This is a genomic window from Vibrio sp. Scap24 (genome assembly GCF_013394185.1).
GTDB lineage: Bacteria > Pseudomonadota > Gammaproteobacteria > Enterobacterales > Vibrionaceae > Vibrio > Vibrio pomeroyi.
This window is the reverse complement of sequence record NZ_CP041333.1, coordinates 1,358,212-1,374,214: the sequence shown is the minus strand read 5'-3', so window position 1 is coordinate 1,374,214 and position 16,003 is coordinate 1,358,212. Positions and strand designations below refer to the sequence as shown.

The following is a 16,003-nucleotide window of genomic DNA, read 5'->3' as shown; positions in this document are numbered from 1 at the left end:
GAAGTGATAATGTAACGTTGTCTCTATTACTTTAATCTAGCGAAATGTACTCCGGCGTTGCTCATGAAATCTAGCTTAAGCATTCGATCTTACACCAAGCAATTTAATACTCATGCCCATGATGGTTACCATCAACTGGTGTTGCCCATTCAGGGGAGTATTAGCATTGAAATGGTGGGGTATGTTGGCAAGGTTTCTGTCGGTGAATGTGTGGTGATTCCAGTCACCACAGCGCATGCGTTTAAGGCGGATGAAGCAGCACGGTTTATTGTTGCAGATATGATGGAGTTACCGCAGCACTTGTTAGAGCATGAGCTCTCGGTGTTTACTATTACTCCACCTTTAATGAGCTTCTTGCTGTTCGTTGAAAAGCAGTTGGAATATCAAGTCGACAGTGGCATTGAGTCATCCATTTTGGATGTGTTTTCACTGCTGTTAGAGCAACAAGAAGTGAGTAAAAGTATCGACCCTCGTATTCGAGCGGTGCAAAGACTCATTGCGGATAATTACGCCCAACCTCTCTCTATTTCTCAGCTTGCAGAAACGGCATGTTTGAGCCCAACTCAGTTTAAGAAACGCTTTAAAGAGTGTATTGGAATCAGTGCGCTTAAATACATCACTCGCTATCGTATGGAGAAAGCGCAAGCCTTGCTAAGCCATACCGATTTACCCGTTCAATTGGTCGCAGAAAATGTGGGTTATAGCGACTTGTCTGCATTCAGTCGACGCTTCTCTCATCACTTTGGCATGTCTCCAAGGGCGTTTTTGGGCTCGATGAAAGAGAGTCTTCCAAAACAAGAATAGCGTCCTTTTGGCAAACTCAATCTAGCGTATGTTCACTATTATCTATTTCAGAAATGAAAATAGACTAGGTAATAGCAATGAATCTTGCCATCAATCGCGTTAACGAATTCCAAACGGGCACTTTAGCCATCGTGTTTGCTTCTGTTTTATGGGGCACGACAGGTACGGCCGCAAGCTTTGCGCCTGATCTCAGTCCATTAGCGATTGGTGCATTTTCAATGGGCGTCGGCGGCTTAATGCAAGCGGGCTTAGCGTATCGAAAGATCTTATCTTCACTTGATAAGCTTTTGCTCAACCAAAAGCTGTTAGCGGTGAGTGCGTTGGCTCTGGCTATTTATCCTTTGGCTTTCTACTCTTCGATGAAATTATCGGGTGTCGCGATGGGTACGGTGGTGTCGATAGCTACTGCTCCGTTCTTTTCTGCACTTTTAGAGTGTCTTATTAGCAAAAAGAATAATATTAACAAACGTTGGCTCACGAGCTTTGCCATTGGCGTGGTTGGTATTGGGTTGCTGGTGTTTTCAGAATCATCATCGGTGAGTGAATCTGGTGATGACCTGAAGCTTTTGGGTATTGGGTTGGGGTTGGTTGCTGGGTTGTGTTACGCCATTTATTCGTGGGCGACAAAAGCTCTGATAGACGAAGGCATTAAATCACAAGCGGCAATGGGCAGCATATTTGGGTTGGGAGCGATGTTGTTGCTACCAACGCTGTGGTTTACAGGGGATAACCTGTTCGCATCGAATGCCAACATATTGGTGGTGAGTTACTTGGTGTTACTTCCTCAATGTTTGGGCTATATCGCTTTCAGTTTTGGGCTACGACATGTCACCGCGAGTAGCGCTAACTTGATTACCTTACTTGAGCCAGTTGTTGCCGCGGTTCTCGCCGTGTGTATTGTGGGAGAGTTGATTCCATTGGCAGGATGGTTGGGTATGTTCTTGATAGTGATGTGTTTATTCATCCAATCTCAGCCTGCTAAAAAGCCGTTATAAGCATTTGTTAAAGCGAGATTAATTGAATTAAATTCATGCGTGATTCTTATAATTGAATAAAATGAGTATCTCAGTTGCGAGAGTGCTGTTACTATCGTTATCAATAGTCGGGGGGCATATACCTTAGTTGGTGTTTGCTGAGATCGTTATTCGAGACCCGTTGAACCTGATTCAGTTAACACTGGCGTAGGGAACTATGATTACTTTGCCTACGTGGTTCAACAATGATCTCTCATTGGTTTCACCTCCACACTCTCTTTGCGGCCAAAGTTCGGTTCTCTTACGTCTTTTAGACAGTAGGAGCGACCATGACACAGCTTTCCAATTCTCAAGTATCACCTAGCATCATTCAAACACCAGAAAACCAATCTTCTTCGATCAATACTCCGATTGTCTTGACCATTGCGGGTTCTGACAGTGGCGGCGGCGCGGGCATTCAGGCTGATATTAAAGCCATGTCTGCAACGGGTAGTTTCGCTTGTTCGGTAATTACCGCTATTACATCTCAGAACACCCAAGGCGTGTCAGCCATTTTCCCTATCCCGCTTGAGCATGTCGCTAGCCAGCTAGATGCAGTGTTTACCGATTTGAATATCGTAGCGGTAAAAGTTGGCATGTTGGCGGATTCGCAAATCATCAAAGTTGTCGCGGACAAAATCAAACAATACCAGCCTAAACACCTAGTGATTGACCCTGTAATGGTTGCGACAAGTGGCGACCTTCTTTTAGAAAACTCGGCTATCACCACGCTAAAACAGGAGCTGATTCCGCTCGCAGACATCATTACCCCTAACTTGCCAGAAGGTGCAGCACTTACAGGTAAAGCTGTGCCTGAAAGCGAAGCGGAAATGCAGGATATGATTGAAGACCTGCGCGCTTTAGGTGCTAAAGCCGTCCTGCTAAAAGGCGGTCACTTGGAGAAAGATGAAAACAGTAACGACTTACTGATTCTGCCAACCACATCTGCTCTGATTAGCGCGAAGCGTTTTCCTACCAAAAACACCCATGGTACGGGTTGTACGCTCTCTTCTGCGATCGCTTCTTTCTTGGCTCAAGGCAACACGCTTCCAGAGGCTGTCGACCTAGGTAAACAATACATTTCACGCGCGATTGCTCATGCTGATGAACTTCAAGTTGGTCAAGGTCATGGCCCGGTAAATCACTTCTTCGTTGGGCACGGTAATGTCCGTTAATACGATTGGTGTTCAACTCAGTAATGCTACTCTGCGTTACCGAGACAGCGAACACGCGACCTTGTCGGGGCTGTCACTTAGCCTAAACGCAGGTAAATGGACCGTGTTACTTGGTCGCAGTGGTTGCGGGAAAACCACGGTATTGCGATACCTCGCGGGTTTACTCGATGACAAAGTTGAATGGCAGGGCACATTGGCAACGTCTGATGAACTGCCTCTCACCGATCGCATCGCTTACATGGCGCAGCAAGATCTGTTACTGCCGTGGTTGTCAGTTATCGACAATGTGTGTTTGAGTCATCGCTTTCAAAATTCCGCAGATAAGCATCAAAGCCAAGCATCCATTAAACAAGCTCAAACCAACCAAGCATTAGAGTTGCTGGCATCGGTTGGTTTGGCTGATTACGCGGATACGATGCCGGATCAATTGTCTGGCGGTATGCGCCAGCGTGTTGCTTTGGCTCGCACTTTAATGCAAGACAAGCCTGTCGTGTTGATGGACGAACCTTTCTCTGCGCTGGATGCGGTAACAAGACACAAGTTACAGACCTTAGCGTGTGAATTGTTAAGAAATAAAACCGTTGTGTTGATTACCCATGATCCACAAGAAGCGGTGCGTTTGGCGGATAACTTGTATGTGTTGCAAGGCACGCCTGCGAGTGCTCACTCCTTGTCAGTACCTCACACGTCAACGCCACGAGTGCTAGATGGTGAGTGCGCCGAGCTGCAACAAGCCATCTTAGATCAGTTGGAGCGTGATTATGAATGATCTAACGCGAAGTGAAGCTGTGGCTCGCTCAACAAACGCACAGGCGAGTACAGCACATCCTCGCCAGATGAACCCCGTGATGCGTTTGGTCATCAGCAGTGCTGTGATTCTTGGTTTATGGCAAATGGTGGTGGTTCTTTTCGAGATGCCAAGCTTCATTCTGCCAGCTCCCGCAGAAGTCTTCCTTAAACTGATTGAACGCTACGATGTGTTACTCAAACACACTTGGGTGACCGCGCAAGAGATCTTACTTGGGCTATTGCTGGGCTTGTCTATGGGGCTGTTTTTCGCCCTACAGATGTTGATGTTTGATCCATTGAAACGTTGGTTGTTGCCTATCTTGATTGCCAGCCAAGCGATTCCTGTATTTGCGATTGCGCCAGTACTGATGCTGTGGCTTGGCTATGGCATCGCCTCCAAAGTGGTGATGGCGGCAATCATTATCTTCTTCCCTGTAACGACTTGTTGCTACGACGGCCTGCGTAATACACCGACGGGTTATCTTGATCTCGCGAAGACGATGGGCGCCTCGAAATGGCAGCTGCTTCGTCATATCCAACTGCCTGCTGCACTGCCAACATTAGCGTCCGGCATTCGGGTCGCTGTGGTTATTGCTCCAATTGGCGCGGTTGTTGGCGAGTGGGTGGGTTCGAGTGAAGGACTAGGTTATTTAATGTTGCAAGCCAACGCGCGCATGATCATTGATGAGATGTTTGCGGCCTTGTTTATCTTGGCGGTGCTATCTATCTCGCTTTACTTCATCACAGATAAGTTACTCAAAAAAGCTATCCCTTGGGAGAACCAGTGATGGTTCGCTCAATAACTCTTTGTTTAATAAAGCTTCTCTCAAGGCTATTTATCTAAACAACACCTCGTTAGAAATTAGATCGACAAACACAATAATAATATTCAAAAGGAAAGGTTAACTATGAAAAACACCAAATTGGTAGGTGCAGTGGCACTGCTTGCTTCGCTAGTGTCAGGTCATGCATTGGCGGATTCTGAACAAAAGAAACTGACACTGATGCTGGATTGGTTTGTGAATCCGAACCACGGTCCAATTGTGATTGCTCAGGAGCGTGGTTACTTTGCTGACCAAGGTCTAGAGGTTGAAATCCAAGAGCCAGCCGACCCAAGCACGCCTGCAAAATTGGTTGCAGCAGGTAAGGTCGACCTCGCAGTCACTTACCAACCAAGTTTAACCATGGATGTCGCTGCAGGCTTGCCTCTGGTTCGTGCATCAACCCTTATCGCGACACCACTGAACACACTAATGGTTTTGGACAACGGCAAGAACGATTCGTTAGCGGATTTGAAAGGTAAGAAGATCGGTATCGCGATTGCGGGTAACGAAGAAGCGACGATCGGCACCATGCTGGCTCAAGAAAACGTTGAGTTTACCGACGTGCAAACCATCAATGTAGGTTGGGCACTGTCGTCTTCACTGGCATCGGGCAAGGTAGACGCAATCTGGGGTGGCTTACGTAACTTCGAAACTAACCAACTTGCGCTTGAAGGCTTTAAAGCCAAAGCTTTCTTCCCTGAAGAGCACGGTGTGCCCGCTTACGATGAGCTGATTTTTGTGGCAAACGCAAAGAAACACGACGACGAAGCAATCAAAGCGTTCAACAAAGCACTTGAGCAAGCAACGACTTACATTGTGAACCACCCACAAGATTCATGGAGTGAGTTTGTGGCGTATTCACCAGATACGTTGAACAACGAACTTAACCAACGCGCGTGGAACGACACACTGACCCGTTTTGCACTTCGCCCTTCTGCTGTAGACATGAAGCGTTATGATGATTATGCGCAGTTCATGTTCGACAAAGGCATCATCAAATCACTACCAAAAGCCGCAGATTACGTACCGACTTTTGACTAAGGAATCTCATGAAATACCAAGACTTAATCCAAGCCTGTCAGCAAGATTGGCAAGACTACACCGAGCATGATTTTGTTAAAACTCTGGCAAACGGCACTCTGGCTCAGCCGTGTTTTCTGCATTACTTGAAGCAAGATTTTCTGTTTTTGAAGCAGTATGCTCGCGCTTATGCATTGGCGATTTACAAAGCTAAAACTTTGGCAGATATGCGTCGTGCATTGCCAAGTGTTCATGCGCTGTTAGATTCTGAAATTTCACACCACGTGACTTACTGTGGTCAGTGGGGTTTAACGGAATCGGATTTAGAAAACGAACCTGAAGATTTCGGCACAGTGGCTTACACGCGCTACGTTCTAGATGCGGGTATGACGGGTGATCTTGTCGACTTATATGCAGCACTGGCTCCATGTTCAATTGGTTATGCCGTGATTGGTAAAGCGCTGTTAGAAAGCAGTGATACTGTTTTAGAAGGCAACCCATACGCGAGTTGGTTACAGCTTTACGGCGGACAAGAGTTCCAATCTGGCGTGGCAACGGGTGCTGAGTATTTCAATCAGCTACTGGCTGAAATTGATATCAACAGCGAGCGTGGTCAGAACATCGTTCATATCTTCAAAACCGCAACACGTATGGAAGTGGCTTTCTGGCAGCAAGGTCTGAATGCTCTTGATGACTCAACAGCGGCTTAAAAGCGACTTTCACGAATAAGGATTAATCCATGCTAACTGAACAAATCATCCAATCACTGCGCGCAGTTCGAGAGCAAAAACCGTTGGTTGTGAACATCACCAACTATGTAGTAATGAACAACACGGCCAATGCGTTATTGGCGATTGGCGCTTCGCCTATCATGGCGCACTCGCAACAAGAGCTGGCAGAGATGATGTCTTTCTCTGGCGCTTTGGTGATTAACATCGGCACGCTCGATAGTGTTTGGGCACCAAGAATGTGTTTTGCTGTTGAACAAGCTAACGCGAACAACAAGGTGGTGGTGCTTGACCCTGTGGGTTGTGGCGCAAGTACGCTGCGTACTGAGACTTCTCGTGAAATCGCACGTTTAGCGGATAAGTTGATCATTCGTGGTAATGCGTCTGAGATTATCGCATTAGCGGGCGAACAAGCGCAGAGCAAAGGTGTGGATGCGCTTGATAGCAGTGATGCTGCATTAGGCGCTGCACAGTGCTTAGTGGCTGAATACGGTGCAAATGTGGTGATTTCTGGTGAGACAGATTACGTTGTCACCAAAGACAGCGTGGTGACGTTAAACAATGGACACCCAATGATGCCCTATGTCACTGGCATGGGTTGTACCTTAACGGCATTGACGGGCGCATTTGCAGCTGTGGGTGATGAAAGTGGTTTGGCGGCAGCAGCGGTATTAGGTGTGGTTGGTGAAATCGCAACTGAAAACTCACGCGGCCCGGGTAGCCTGCAAATGAACTTGCTTGATGAGTTGTATCAATTAGATGAAGAGACGCTGATTCAACGATTGAAGATTCAGTAGGCTTAATCTAACTCTAAGCCACAAGTTAGAGGCCTAACTTAAAACTCTTAAGATAAAGAAAAGCCCCCGACACTTATGTGCTGGGGGCTTTTTATTATTGGTTTGGAACTGTGTCAGCTGTGTATAGACTGGCTGGCTAGGTTCTAAAACGATTCACTTGGCTCTCTAGGTGATGCGCAACTTCAGTTAAGTCGCTTGCTGCACCTGAAATGCTGCTGACTGACTCTTGGTTACTTTGCGCGATGGTATTGGCACCTTGCGCATTTTCACCCAGTGATTTGGTAAGACGATCCTGCTCATCAACCGACACTGCGATCTGGCTGTTGGCCTGATTCAGATCTTGGATGTGTTGATTAATCACATGTAAGTTCTGAGAAGCTTGCTGTGCCTGAGTTGAAGCATCAGAAACCGTGCTGTGGCTCTCTTTGATCGACTCTAACGCATCTTTAGCGCCACGCTGCAGCGAGGTGATGAGCTCATCAATCTGGCTAGCAGAGTCTTGAGTACGTTTAGCGAGCGTTCTTACTTCATCGGCTACTACGGCAAATCCGCGACCTTGTTCACCCGCACGTGCAGCTTCAATCGCGGCATTCAATGCCAACAGGTTGGTCTGCTCAGAAACGCCTTTGATTACTTCAAGAATAGCGCCAATGTTCATCGACTCTTTGTGTAGGTCGGTCACTTTCTGGCTGCTGACCTGCATGCTTTCATCGGCGCTGCCAATCTCATGCAGTGTTTTATCGACTTCTTTCAGACCCATCGCAACATTCTCGGTCGCTTGGTTCGCAACTTGAGAGGCGTGGTTAGCACTTGAAGCAATTTCTGATGTGCTTGAAGCCAGTTGGTCAACCGCGGATGAGATGTTTATCATTTCGCTGTTCAACTGAGTTGCATTGGTCGAGCTGTTATTGGTCACTTGGTTAAGTGATTCAGACATCTCACCAATACGTCCACTAGAGCGGTTCACTTGGCCTACGATATCGCGCAGAGATTCAATGGTGATCTCCATGTTAGTCAGCAGTTCGCCAATCTCGTTCTTGCTCTCAATGTTTACTTCAACATTTAGGTTACCTTGAGAAAGCTCATTAGTGATCTGTTTAACCTGTGCGATACCTTTGGTGATAGAACGAGTCACCAACACGGCGCTTGTCATACCGATAACCAAAGCAACACCAGTAAGCAAAATGATGATCTGAATCGAGCGCTTTTCACTGGCTTGCAACTCTGGTGTTAGCGCTTGTTTCTGTTGTTCGAGAATGCTCTGAGCATCAGCTACCGAAATAGCCAAGCTATCACCAATAGAGGCGAGGGTAGCGGTCCTTTGGGTATTCTCAATCATCTGCTGGTGAACTTGCTCAAAGCCTTTCGCGTACGCTTCACGTTGGTTAGAGAAATCTTCAATCAGTTCACTTTGATAAGGAGATGATTTTAGAGATTCAATATCGCCTTCGATACCTGGCAGAGCATATTCAAAAATGTCTTTACCGGCTTCATAGGTTTTGAGGTCGTTGTTGTTTGAGTAACTCAGCACAGTGATCTTGGCGGCGAGGAAGTTTTCCATCAACATGCCAGCGTACAAGCTCGCGTTTGGATCGTTGTTGTTGTAAGACTCATACAACAAGCTCTGAGCCGCTTTTAGTGCGTTGGTTTCTCGTGTGACCATTTCCACGTTAACTAACTGGTCAATGAGCAGTTGGCTCTGTTTCATTGAACCATAAGCCGCATCAAACGCCGCAACGCTGTCTTGCACTAATTGCAGGCTCGACAAGCTATCAGTATTGGTGGTGGTTTGGATTAAGTTGTTCAGCAGTTCATCAATCGCAAGTTTGCTCGATTGATAATTCGCTTCATATTGATCATCCAATGACTCTAAGTAACGTTCAGAGGCTAAACGCATCTGAAGAAAGTGCACTTGAATGTTGCCTGACAATGTCGCCTTGTGGCTGAGTTCACTGTATTGGCTAAAGCCGTTCGACAAGGTTTGAATACCTTTGTAACTCACAAGGCCTGAAATGACGAAAAAGAGCAAGCAGATGGCATAACCCAGCTTGATCTTGAGCGCTATAGAAAGGTGGCGCATAACTATCCCTATATTTACCTGATTCCTTCATAGGGGAGTATTTCATAAAACAGCATTCTGGGCATGCTAAAGCGAATAGTTTGTGTAATAAGTAACGCTTTTGTTAAAAAATTCAGGTTTTTCGATATGCTTTCAACGAGTTGCGTATTTGAATTCCCCCGCCTAACTTAAGGAATTAAGTGCTAACTTCCATGCATAGGATGTGATTTGTCGGTAAAATGGCAGAAAACCAATTTTAGAAATCGACTTCAAAGGTACGCGATGAACCCTTATAAACTTTATCTGGTGACTGACGACCAACAAGATTTAGAAACGCTTAAGTTCGTGGTTGAACAAGCAGTTGCTGGTGGCGTCACTATGGTTCAAGTAAGAGAAAAACATGGGGACGTAAGAGCGTTCATTGAGCGCGCAAAAGCCGTTAAATCGATTTTAGCTGGAACCGGTGTGCCATTGATCATTAATGACCGAGTCGATGTGGCATTGGCCGTTGATGCCGATGGTTTGCACTTGGGGCAATCGGATATGCCTGCTGAGTTAGCACGCAAGCTGATTGGCGTGGATAAGATTCTTGGCTTATCGATTGAGACAGAGCAGCAGCTACAAGAAGCCGATAGCTTGCCGATTGATTACATTGGCCTTAGTGCGCTGTTTGCGACACCGACCAAAACAAATCTAAAGAAACACTGGGGTTATGAAGGCATTCAAATGGCGTTGGAGACAACCAAGCTTCCGATTGTCGGGATTGGCGGCATCAACGAATCGAACATTCCTCAGCTGACTGAAACGGGCATTCATGGATTGGCATTGGTATCAGCGATATGTCACGCAGAAGATCCGAAACAAGCGACGCAGGATTTGCTGTCCCTAATGGGAGAGTGAAGGGGGGAATAGGCTAGAAAACAAATGAGACTTGTCATTTGTTTTCTAGTTAGAGCGCATTAAAGCGCTCGATGCAGTAGCCAGTAAAGGTGTGTTTTAACTTACTGAATACACAAAGCAACGGTGCCGATGATCATAAGAACGATCGCAGCGTACCAGCCGTATTGCGCTGTTTTATCAGCAACGAAAATCTTAATGTAATTGATCTCTTCGTGCGCCATTGCGATGAAGTCGGTGTAGTTAATCGATAACTCACGGCTAGCGTCTTTCAGGTCTTGCTGAAGCTTGTTGAAAGACTCATCGATGAAGCCTTTTGTTTCCGAAGCAGACGGAGTAGCAGTTAACGCTAGGCTATTCCAAACAGCCATACGCGATTCATATTCGCTTTCACTGACACAATTAAGTACGCGTAAATCATACTCTCGTTTGTTACGCTCTTTACCCATTTTCTCAGGGCAAATATTTCTTAAAACGTTCACGACAAATTTTCCAAAAGGTTCATTTAGATATAGAAAAGCACTCAAAGAGCGCTCATAAACTGGGGTGAATTAAATTCAAAAAGTGATCTAGTTGAGGCTGTCATAAGTGGCTGCGATGCAGAACACTAATGTGGGAGATTTGAAGTTAGGTCAGTGGTTTTAAAGAGCGATTTGGGTCTGTCTGCATTCGTTTGAAAAGACAAACCCGTTGGGATCGCAGTGTAGTTAGGTCACTTTGGTACATCAACTAGGGTGTTTTATCCAGACGACAAAGATATTTATCGGTGAAACGTGTAGAAATGCGGTAGTACGGAGAAACGCACTACCGATATTGCAATGTAGTGTTGAGCTAGTTTGCCTGCCATTGATTGTATTGCAGTGAATACCCTTCTAATTTCTCAATCAAACTGGTTAGCACAGGTCCATTAATGTGGCTTCGTGATACTAAACAACCGACAGGGGTTATCCAGCCGCCATGCTCGTGTGCCACTGGCAGAGCAACCAAGTCACCTTTCTGAATGCCTTCCATTACCATCATTTCTGGCACATTTGCCCAGCCAACATTTTGTTCGACCAATTCGATGATGGTTTTATGATTATTCGCATACCAGAGCATTGAGCTAATCCCGTAGGTGAACCACAGCTCACGTTGCTTTGAGCTACGATGCACGCATTGGCGGTAACGTTTTAAGTCGGAATCTTGCACAACGGGCATTTGGCTGAGTTCGTGTGTGGCGGAACTGACGGTTAGAAAGCGTGCTTGGCCAAGTAAGAAAAAGTCCATATCTACCTTAAGCTCACCATCCGCATAGATGATACCTATCTGCGCTTTCCCGCGTCTTACTAAGTCTTCCACATCGAAGGTAGAGGTTGTAATAATATCGAAGTGCGTAATTGGAAATTGATCCGCTAATGAACTGATTATCTTGATGAAATTCTTATCTATGATGCTCTCATCCACAGCAATGATCAGTTCGTGCTCATCTTCTTGTGTCAGTGATTCTACTTTTTGATCGAAGTACTTTTGTTGGTCGAGAATCGACTTGGCGACAGGCAATAGCGCTTTACCTGTGTTGGTCAAAACGGGGATGTTTTTCTCTCGGTTAAACAGTTCTTGGTCGATGGCAATTTCTAGATTGGCGATCGATTGGCTGACGCCGGATTGAGCGCGTTTCAGTTTGCGTGCCGCCGCCGAAAAAGAGCCACTTTCACACACAGTGACGAAGACTTTTAGTTGCTCAAAGCTGTACATACTACCTCTCGCTCAAAACCAAATTGGGGTGATAACGTTTAGGCTATCACTATTCGTGATGGCTGTTAACTTTCTCTTATTATTTCCGATGACATAATCCTAGCTAATCCAACACATACTAGATTATTTAGAGGAATGTATGAGTACGTTAGAAAGAGTGTTCCACTCAGTATTATTCGAAGTCTTGGCCGTAACACTTTCAATTATAGGCTTGGCGATATTTACCGATCACGATGTGAATGCCTTATCAGGAACCATGATAGTTGTCGCGACCATCGCGATGATGTGGAACTACTGTTTCAATCGCATTTTTGATCGCTACTTCACGGGTGAAAAATCTAAGCGTTCGCTGAAATTGCGTATTTTTCACGTGGTGTTGTTCGAAGCTGGTCTGTTGATAGCGACTATCCCAGTGATGGCTTACCTACTTAACGTGGGTATATGGCAGGCGTTCTTAATGGATATCGGCGTGACCATTTTTATTACCATTTACGCGTTTGTATTCAATCTGATTTACGACCATGTTCGAGCATTCTGGGTACGCAGAGCCGAGCTGGCAGTTCAGTAATCTACCAAATCAGTAAACGCTAGTTTGACTACTAACCGATTGTTTATACGTAATTTTGGCGGAGGTTTTCGGTTAGTAAGCCTAGGTCAATCGTCATTTATTCTGCTATCTTAAACAAGGTGATAACTTGAGTTCGTGAAAGAACAGATTAAGAGGAAAGGATGCCTAATACCCCTCAAATGACGGTTGTAGATAAGAAAGAAGTCGAGCTTTTTGCTGAGCTTTTCAAAAATATCGACGGCGAGATCTATACCTTGCTACGCAGTGCCAAAATTCCCAATGACATTCTCACCAGCAGTGATCATTACGAGTACCTCCCTGAGACCACCATTAAAAATGTGGTCAATATTATGGGTGAGTCGGAGTCACGAGAAGAATTTGCACTGTTTATGTGGAGCTTCTGCAAACAAACCTATGTCCCTAGGTTCGTCGCTAAACTGAGCAATCAGGATTCGCTAAAAAGTGCGCTCGACCAATTTTCCGAGCAATTAAAGCAAGTCTCGAATGGCGCGCACCTCTACACCAAGCAGTCTGGTGGCAAATGGTGGTTTGTTCGCGAAAAACCTTTTACGAATGCGCCTTGGTTTAAGTTTGCAGAGCTGTTCTCGGTTATCTTTATCAATGAGCTGCTTTCCGTATTAACGCAAGGCCGTTGGAAACCATCGGAAATCGGTATTCAAAGTGGCGATCTCGATTGCTTTCAATCTCTTCCGCAAATGGGCGGTGCTCAGTTTTACACGCACAGGCCTGTGACTGCGTTTGAAATACCTGAGGAGATCATGCTTGAGCCGATTGTGTTAACCAAAGTGCCCCAAGAACTCGAACTCGCCAGCCCTTTACCTAGCTCATTTCTGAGTGCTTTTAAGTTAGTGATTAAGCCTTATCTCACCATGGGGAAACTGCCGATTAGCTTGGCATCTGAAATTCTGAATATTCATGTCAGAACCATTCAACGCCGCTTGGAAAACGAAGGAGTGGTGTACAAAGCTTTGATAGAAGAGATGGTGTTGGAACAGGTTTTGGATTTGCTCAAACAACCGGATTTATCGATTACTCAAGTGGGTGCAAAGATGGGTTATTCCGACTCTTCTCATTTCACTCGTGCATTTAAACGACAGATGAACATGACTCCAAGACAGTACCGTAAAGAACATAGTTAAAGTCGATAAGTCAAAGCTCGTAGATATCAATGAAATCATCTAACAGATAACCGGAGACCGTACGCAGAATTAATCATTGTCACCAAATGGCCATTTATCAACCTTGAAGGCTGGCAGTATCACTACTAAGTTATTGAATGTGGATGAGTTGTTTTTATTTAGTCTTTCGTGAGTGTTACGGCCAATAAAAACACCTTTGAAACCTCATAACACTCATTGGTAGTTACGGAATCGTTATGGGAAGTGGACGCCACTAACAAACGGAATCAAGGTGTAAAAATGAATAATTCAGGCTTAAAGCTTTCTGTTGTTGCGCTCTCGTGTTCATTTGCTCTCTCTGCAAATGCAGCATCAACGCTATTTACTAACGTAGATGTGTTCAACGGTACGGAAAACAAATTGTACGAAGACCATCATGTATTGGTTGAAGACAATCTTATCAAACAAATCTCTGCAAGCCCGATCGAGGCTGGTGAAGCTGAAGTGATTGATGGCACAGGCAAAACGTTGATGCCCGGCTTAATCGAAGGCCATGGTCACTTGCTGTTGAATGGCGGTAACCTTAGCGATCACGAAAACAACCGTACGATTGAAGAACTGGCCGCTCGTGCGACAGTCAACGCTAATGCTGCATTTCAATCAGGCTTTACTACATGGCGTGATGCTGGTGGCTTAAACACAGGCTTACGTAAAACGATCGATTCTGGCATGTTGCCGGGGCCAAGACTCTACACATCAGGCGCATTTATTGGCCCAACGGGTTCACACGCCGATTTCAGTAACCTAACCACAGCTAACCAACACTTCTTCGGTTCAACGACCAGCATGGCTCGTAATAGCGTGAGCTTTAACGCAGACGGTATTACTGAAATCAAAGCCGCTGCACGCCAAAACTTCAAACAAGGCAATACTCAAATTAAGATCATGTCATCGGGTGGCGTAGCTTCATCATTTGACCCTTGGCAACTGAATGCGATGTCTGCGGAAGAGATTGAAGCTGCAGTGGAAATTGCCGATGCGTACGGTTCTTACGTGATGTCTCATGCCTACAGCAAAAAAGCGATCATGCGTAACCTAGATGCGGGCGTTAAAACGATTGAGCATGGCTTCATGTTCGATGGTGATATTGCCGACAAGATGGAAGACAAAGGTGCTTACATCACAACCAACATGACGGCATTCTCGCCTTACTTAACACAGATTGAGGCGATTAACTCGAACCCTGCATCTAAGCGTAAAGCGGAATCTGCAACTAAAGCGTTCAAAGACTACATCTCGAACGTAAACAAATACCAACCTAAATGGGGCTTCCACACAGACTGTGTTGGTGATGTGGTTTCTTGTATTAAGCAAACCGATCATACGATTTACCTTGCGGGTAAAGAGCTTGGTAACTTCTTCACTCTGAAAGGCATGACATCAGTAAACGGCGAAATCGTTAAGTTGTCTGGTGTGATGGACCCATATCCAGAGGGTAAGTTGGGCGTGATTGAAGCGGGTGCATACGCCGATATCATCATTGTAGAAGGCAACCCACTTGAAGACTTAACAGTGATTGGCGCAAACGAAAAATGGTTTGACGCAGAGCCGCGTAGCCCTGAAATCGATACCATCAAAGTCATCATGAAAGATGGCAAGGTCTACAAAAACACGCTGTAACACAGCGCGACTATTCAGTTAAAAATTAAGCTTCAATAGGCGGCCTACTTCGGTAGGTCACCTCTCTTCAAGGTGTCCTTATGCAAAAAACGCTTTCTCTTATCCTATCGATGATGTCACTGACCATCATCGCTTTACCTACCTTTGCTGAAACAGCGATGAATCTTGAGTGGCAAGATCTGAATTCAGGCTCTCACGAAATGAAGTTAGAAATGCCAGATCTCACCGATCAGCAAATGCGTCTATTACAAGGTGTGATAGCAATGAGTGCATCAGAGGAAGAGCGAGCTCAACAACAGGCTTTATTACTTAAAAAAACGCTAAAAGAGCAGGGCGTTGATGCAGACGAAATGATCGCGCTGCGTGACGAATACATGAAAACCATGAAGGCGAACGCTGAAGCTATCACGACAGAATTTGACGGCAAGAAAGTGCGAGTTCCGGGTTTCATCGTGCCTTTAGAGTTCTCCGAAGGCATGACCGCAATCGAGTTTCTGTTAGTGCCAGTGGCGGGCGCGTGTATTCACATGCCACCTCCGCCAGCAAATCAGATTGTGCGTGTATCTTTCCCTGAAGGCTTTCAGGTACAGAATGTTCAATACCCAGTGTGGGTAGAAGGTGACTTTAGCTCGAACAAAGTGACTGAAGAAGTCTTCCTAGTCGATGGTAAAAGCAACCTCACCATGGGGTATGAAATGAAAGCTTCGATGATTGAAGACTATTACGAGAAAGAAAATTAATGGTTGTCATCAAATGACAATTTTCAATGTGAGCAA

Annotated in this window: 16 protein-coding genes and 1 riboswitch; of the genes, 13 read left to right on the top strand and 3 right to left on the bottom strand. The window is 45.5% G+C overall.

What is annotated here, in order from left to right; translation table 11 throughout:
- Positions 1–63 precede the first annotated feature (63 nt).
- From FLM53_RS21560 to thiM, 8 genes are all read left to right on the top strand, one after another.
- Positions 64–804, top strand: a complete 741-nt coding sequence (locus FLM53_RS21560; RefSeq protein WP_176679468.1) for an AraC family transcriptional regulator — start codon at positions 64–66, stop codon at positions 802–804.
- 77 nt (positions 805–881) lie between these two features.
- Positions 882–1,799 carry a DMT family transporter gene (locus FLM53_RS21555; protein WP_176679469.1) on the top strand — a complete coding sequence of 306 codons (918 nt, stop codon included), beginning with the start codon at positions 882–884 and terminating at the stop codon, positions 1,797–1,799.
- 98 nt (positions 1,800–1,897) lie between these two features.
- Positions 1,898–2,009, top strand: a riboswitch (TPP riboswitch).
- Positions 2,010–2,107: 98 nt separating this feature from the next.
- Positions 2,108–2,992 (top strand): bifunctional hydroxymethylpyrimidine kinase/phosphomethylpyrimidine kinase, encoded by an 885-nt coding sequence (gene thiD / locus FLM53_RS21550; protein WP_176679470.1) that lies wholly within the window; start codon positions 2,108–2,110, stop codon positions 2,990–2,992.
- The gene (locus FLM53_RS21545) at positions 2,982–3,761 is read left to right on the top strand and encodes an ABC transporter ATP-binding protein (protein WP_176679471.1); all 780 of its coding nucleotides are present in this window, start codon (positions 2,982–2,984) and stop codon (positions 3,759–3,761) included. Before thiD ends, FLM53_RS21545 begins: the two co-directional genes overlap by 11 nt.
- Positions 3,754–4,569 carry an ABC transporter permease gene (locus FLM53_RS21540; RefSeq protein ID WP_176679472.1) on the top strand — a complete coding sequence of 272 codons (816 nt, stop codon included), beginning with the start codon at positions 3,754–3,756 and terminating at the stop codon, positions 4,567–4,569. The genes FLM53_RS21545 and FLM53_RS21540 overlap by 8 nt, the downstream gene beginning before the upstream one ends.
- 120 nt (positions 4,570–4,689) lie before the next feature.
- A complete protein-coding gene (locus tag FLM53_RS21535) occupies positions 4,690–5,646 on the top strand; it encodes an ABC transporter substrate-binding protein (protein ID WP_171731433.1) in 957 nt (318 codons plus the stop codon).
- Positions 5,647–5,654: 8 nt separating this feature from the next.
- Positions 5,655–6,335, top strand: a complete 681-nt coding sequence (gene tenA / locus FLM53_RS21530) for a thiaminase II (protein ID WP_176679473.1) — start codon at positions 5,655–5,657, stop codon at positions 6,333–6,335.
- Between the two features lie 29 nt (positions 6,336–6,364).
- On the top strand, positions 6,365–7,150 hold the full coding sequence (thiM, locus tag FLM53_RS21525; RefSeq protein ID WP_176679474.1) for a hydroxyethylthiazole kinase: 786 nt from the start codon (positions 6,365–6,367) through the stop codon (positions 7,148–7,150).
- A 136-nt stretch (positions 7,151–7,286) separates the two neighbouring features.
- Here the strand turns inward: thiM and FLM53_RS21520 are convergent, their stop codons facing one another.
- Positions 7,287–9,230, bottom strand: coding sequence for a methyl-accepting chemotaxis protein (locus FLM53_RS21520; RefSeq protein ID WP_176679475.1), 1,944 nt, complete (start codon positions 9,228–9,230; stop codon positions 7,287–7,289).
- Between the two features lie 261 nt (positions 9,231–9,491).
- Between FLM53_RS21520 and thiE the strand changes: the two genes are divergently transcribed.
- Positions 9,492–10,109, top strand: coding sequence for a thiamine phosphate synthase (thiE, locus tag FLM53_RS21515; RefSeq protein WP_176679476.1), 618 nt, complete (start codon positions 9,492–9,494; stop codon positions 10,107–10,109).
- A 101-nt stretch (positions 10,110–10,210) separates the two neighbouring features.
- Here thiE and FLM53_RS21510 read toward each other — a convergent pair whose 3' ends face one another.
- On the bottom strand, positions 10,211–10,555 hold the full coding sequence (locus tag FLM53_RS21510) for a thiamine-phosphate diphosphorylase (protein WP_176680063.1): 345 nt from the start codon (positions 10,553–10,555) through the stop codon (positions 10,211–10,213).
- A gap of 382 nt (positions 10,556–10,937) precedes the next feature.
- A complete protein-coding gene (locus FLM53_RS21505) occupies positions 10,938–11,840 on the bottom strand; it encodes a LysR family transcriptional regulator (protein ID WP_176679477.1) in 903 nt (300 codons plus the stop codon).
- Between the two features lie 139 nt (positions 11,841–11,979).
- Between FLM53_RS21505 and FLM53_RS21500 the strand changes: the two genes are divergently transcribed.
- The 4 genes from FLM53_RS21500 to FLM53_RS21485 all read left to right on the top strand — a co-directional run bounded on the left by FLM53_RS21500 (position 11,980) and on the right by FLM53_RS21485 (position 15,967).
- Positions 11,980–12,408 carry a PACE efflux transporter gene (locus FLM53_RS21500; RefSeq protein ID WP_176679478.1) on the top strand — a complete coding sequence of 143 codons (429 nt, stop codon included), beginning with the start codon at positions 11,980–11,982 and terminating at the stop codon, positions 12,406–12,408.
- Between the two features lie 179 nt (positions 12,409–12,587).
- Positions 12,588–13,568 carry an AraC family transcriptional regulator gene (locus FLM53_RS21495; RefSeq protein WP_176680064.1) on the top strand — a complete coding sequence of 327 codons (981 nt, stop codon included), beginning with the start codon at positions 12,588–12,590 and terminating at the stop codon, positions 13,566–13,568.
- A gap of 279 nt (positions 13,569–13,847) precedes the next feature.
- Positions 13,848–15,227, top strand: a complete 1,380-nt coding sequence (locus FLM53_RS21490; protein ID WP_176679479.1) for an amidohydrolase family protein — start codon at positions 13,848–13,850, stop codon at positions 15,225–15,227.
- A gap of 80 nt (positions 15,228–15,307) precedes the next feature.
- A complete protein-coding gene (locus FLM53_RS21485; protein ID WP_176679480.1) occupies positions 15,308–15,967 on the top strand; it encodes a DUF3299 domain-containing protein in 660 nt (219 codons plus the stop codon).
- Positions 15,968–16,003 lie beyond the last annotated feature (36 nt).

Excerpts from the sequence above, each read along its gene's own strand:
- thiM (WP_176679474.1), top strand. The coding sequence starts at position 6,365 with ATGCTAACTGAACAAATCATCCAATCACTGCGCGCAGTTCGAGAGCAA.
- FLM53_RS21545 (WP_176679471.1), top strand. The coding sequence starts at position 2,982 with ATGTCCGTTAATACGATTGGTGTTCAACTCAGTAATGCTACTCTGCGT.
- FLM53_RS21540 (WP_176679472.1), top strand. The coding sequence starts at position 3,754 with ATGAATGATCTAACGCGAAGTGAAGCTGTGGCTCGCTCAACAAACGCA.
- FLM53_RS21555 (WP_176679469.1), top strand. The coding sequence starts at position 882 with ATGAATCTTGCCATCAATCGCGTTAACGAATTCCAAACGGGCACTTTA.
- FLM53_RS21490 (WP_176679479.1), top strand. The coding sequence starts at position 13,848 with ATGAATAATTCAGGCTTAAAGCTTTCTGTTGTTGCGCTCTCGTGTTCA.
- thiE (WP_176679476.1), top strand. The coding sequence starts at position 9,492 with ATGAACCCTTATAAACTTTATCTGGTGACTGACGACCAACAAGATTTA.
- FLM53_RS21500 (WP_176679478.1), top strand. The coding sequence starts at position 11,980 with ATGAGTACGTTAGAAAGAGTGTTCCACTCAGTATTATTCGAAGTCTTG.
- FLM53_RS21510 (WP_176680063.1), bottom strand. The coding sequence starts at position 10,555 with ATGGGTAAAGAGCGTAACAAACGAGAGTATGATTTACGCGTACTTAAT.
- thiD (WP_176679470.1), top strand. The coding sequence starts at position 2,108 with ATGACACAGCTTTCCAATTCTCAAGTATCACCTAGCATCATTCAAACA.
- FLM53_RS21495 (WP_176680064.1), top strand. The coding sequence starts at position 12,588 with ATGACGGTTGTAGATAAGAAAGAAGTCGAGCTTTTTGCTGAGCTTTTC.
- tenA (WP_176679473.1), top strand. The coding sequence starts at position 5,655 with ATGAAATACCAAGACTTAATCCAAGCCTGTCAGCAAGATTGGCAAGAC.
- FLM53_RS21520 (WP_176679475.1), bottom strand. The coding sequence starts at position 9,230 with ATGCGCCACCTTTCTATAGCGCTCAAGATCAAGCTGGGTTATGCCATC.
- FLM53_RS21505 (WP_176679477.1), bottom strand. The coding sequence starts at position 11,840 with ATGTACAGCTTTGAGCAACTAAAAGTCTTCGTCACTGTGTGTGAAAGT.
- FLM53_RS21485 (WP_176679480.1), top strand. The coding sequence starts at position 15,308 with ATGCAAAAAACGCTTTCTCTTATCCTATCGATGATGTCACTGACCATC.
- FLM53_RS21535 (WP_171731433.1), top strand. The coding sequence starts at position 4,690 with ATGAAAAACACCAAATTGGTAGGTGCAGTGGCACTGCTTGCTTCGCTA.
- FLM53_RS21560 (WP_176679468.1), top strand. The coding sequence starts at position 64 with ATGAAATCTAGCTTAAGCATTCGATCTTACACCAAGCAATTTAATACT.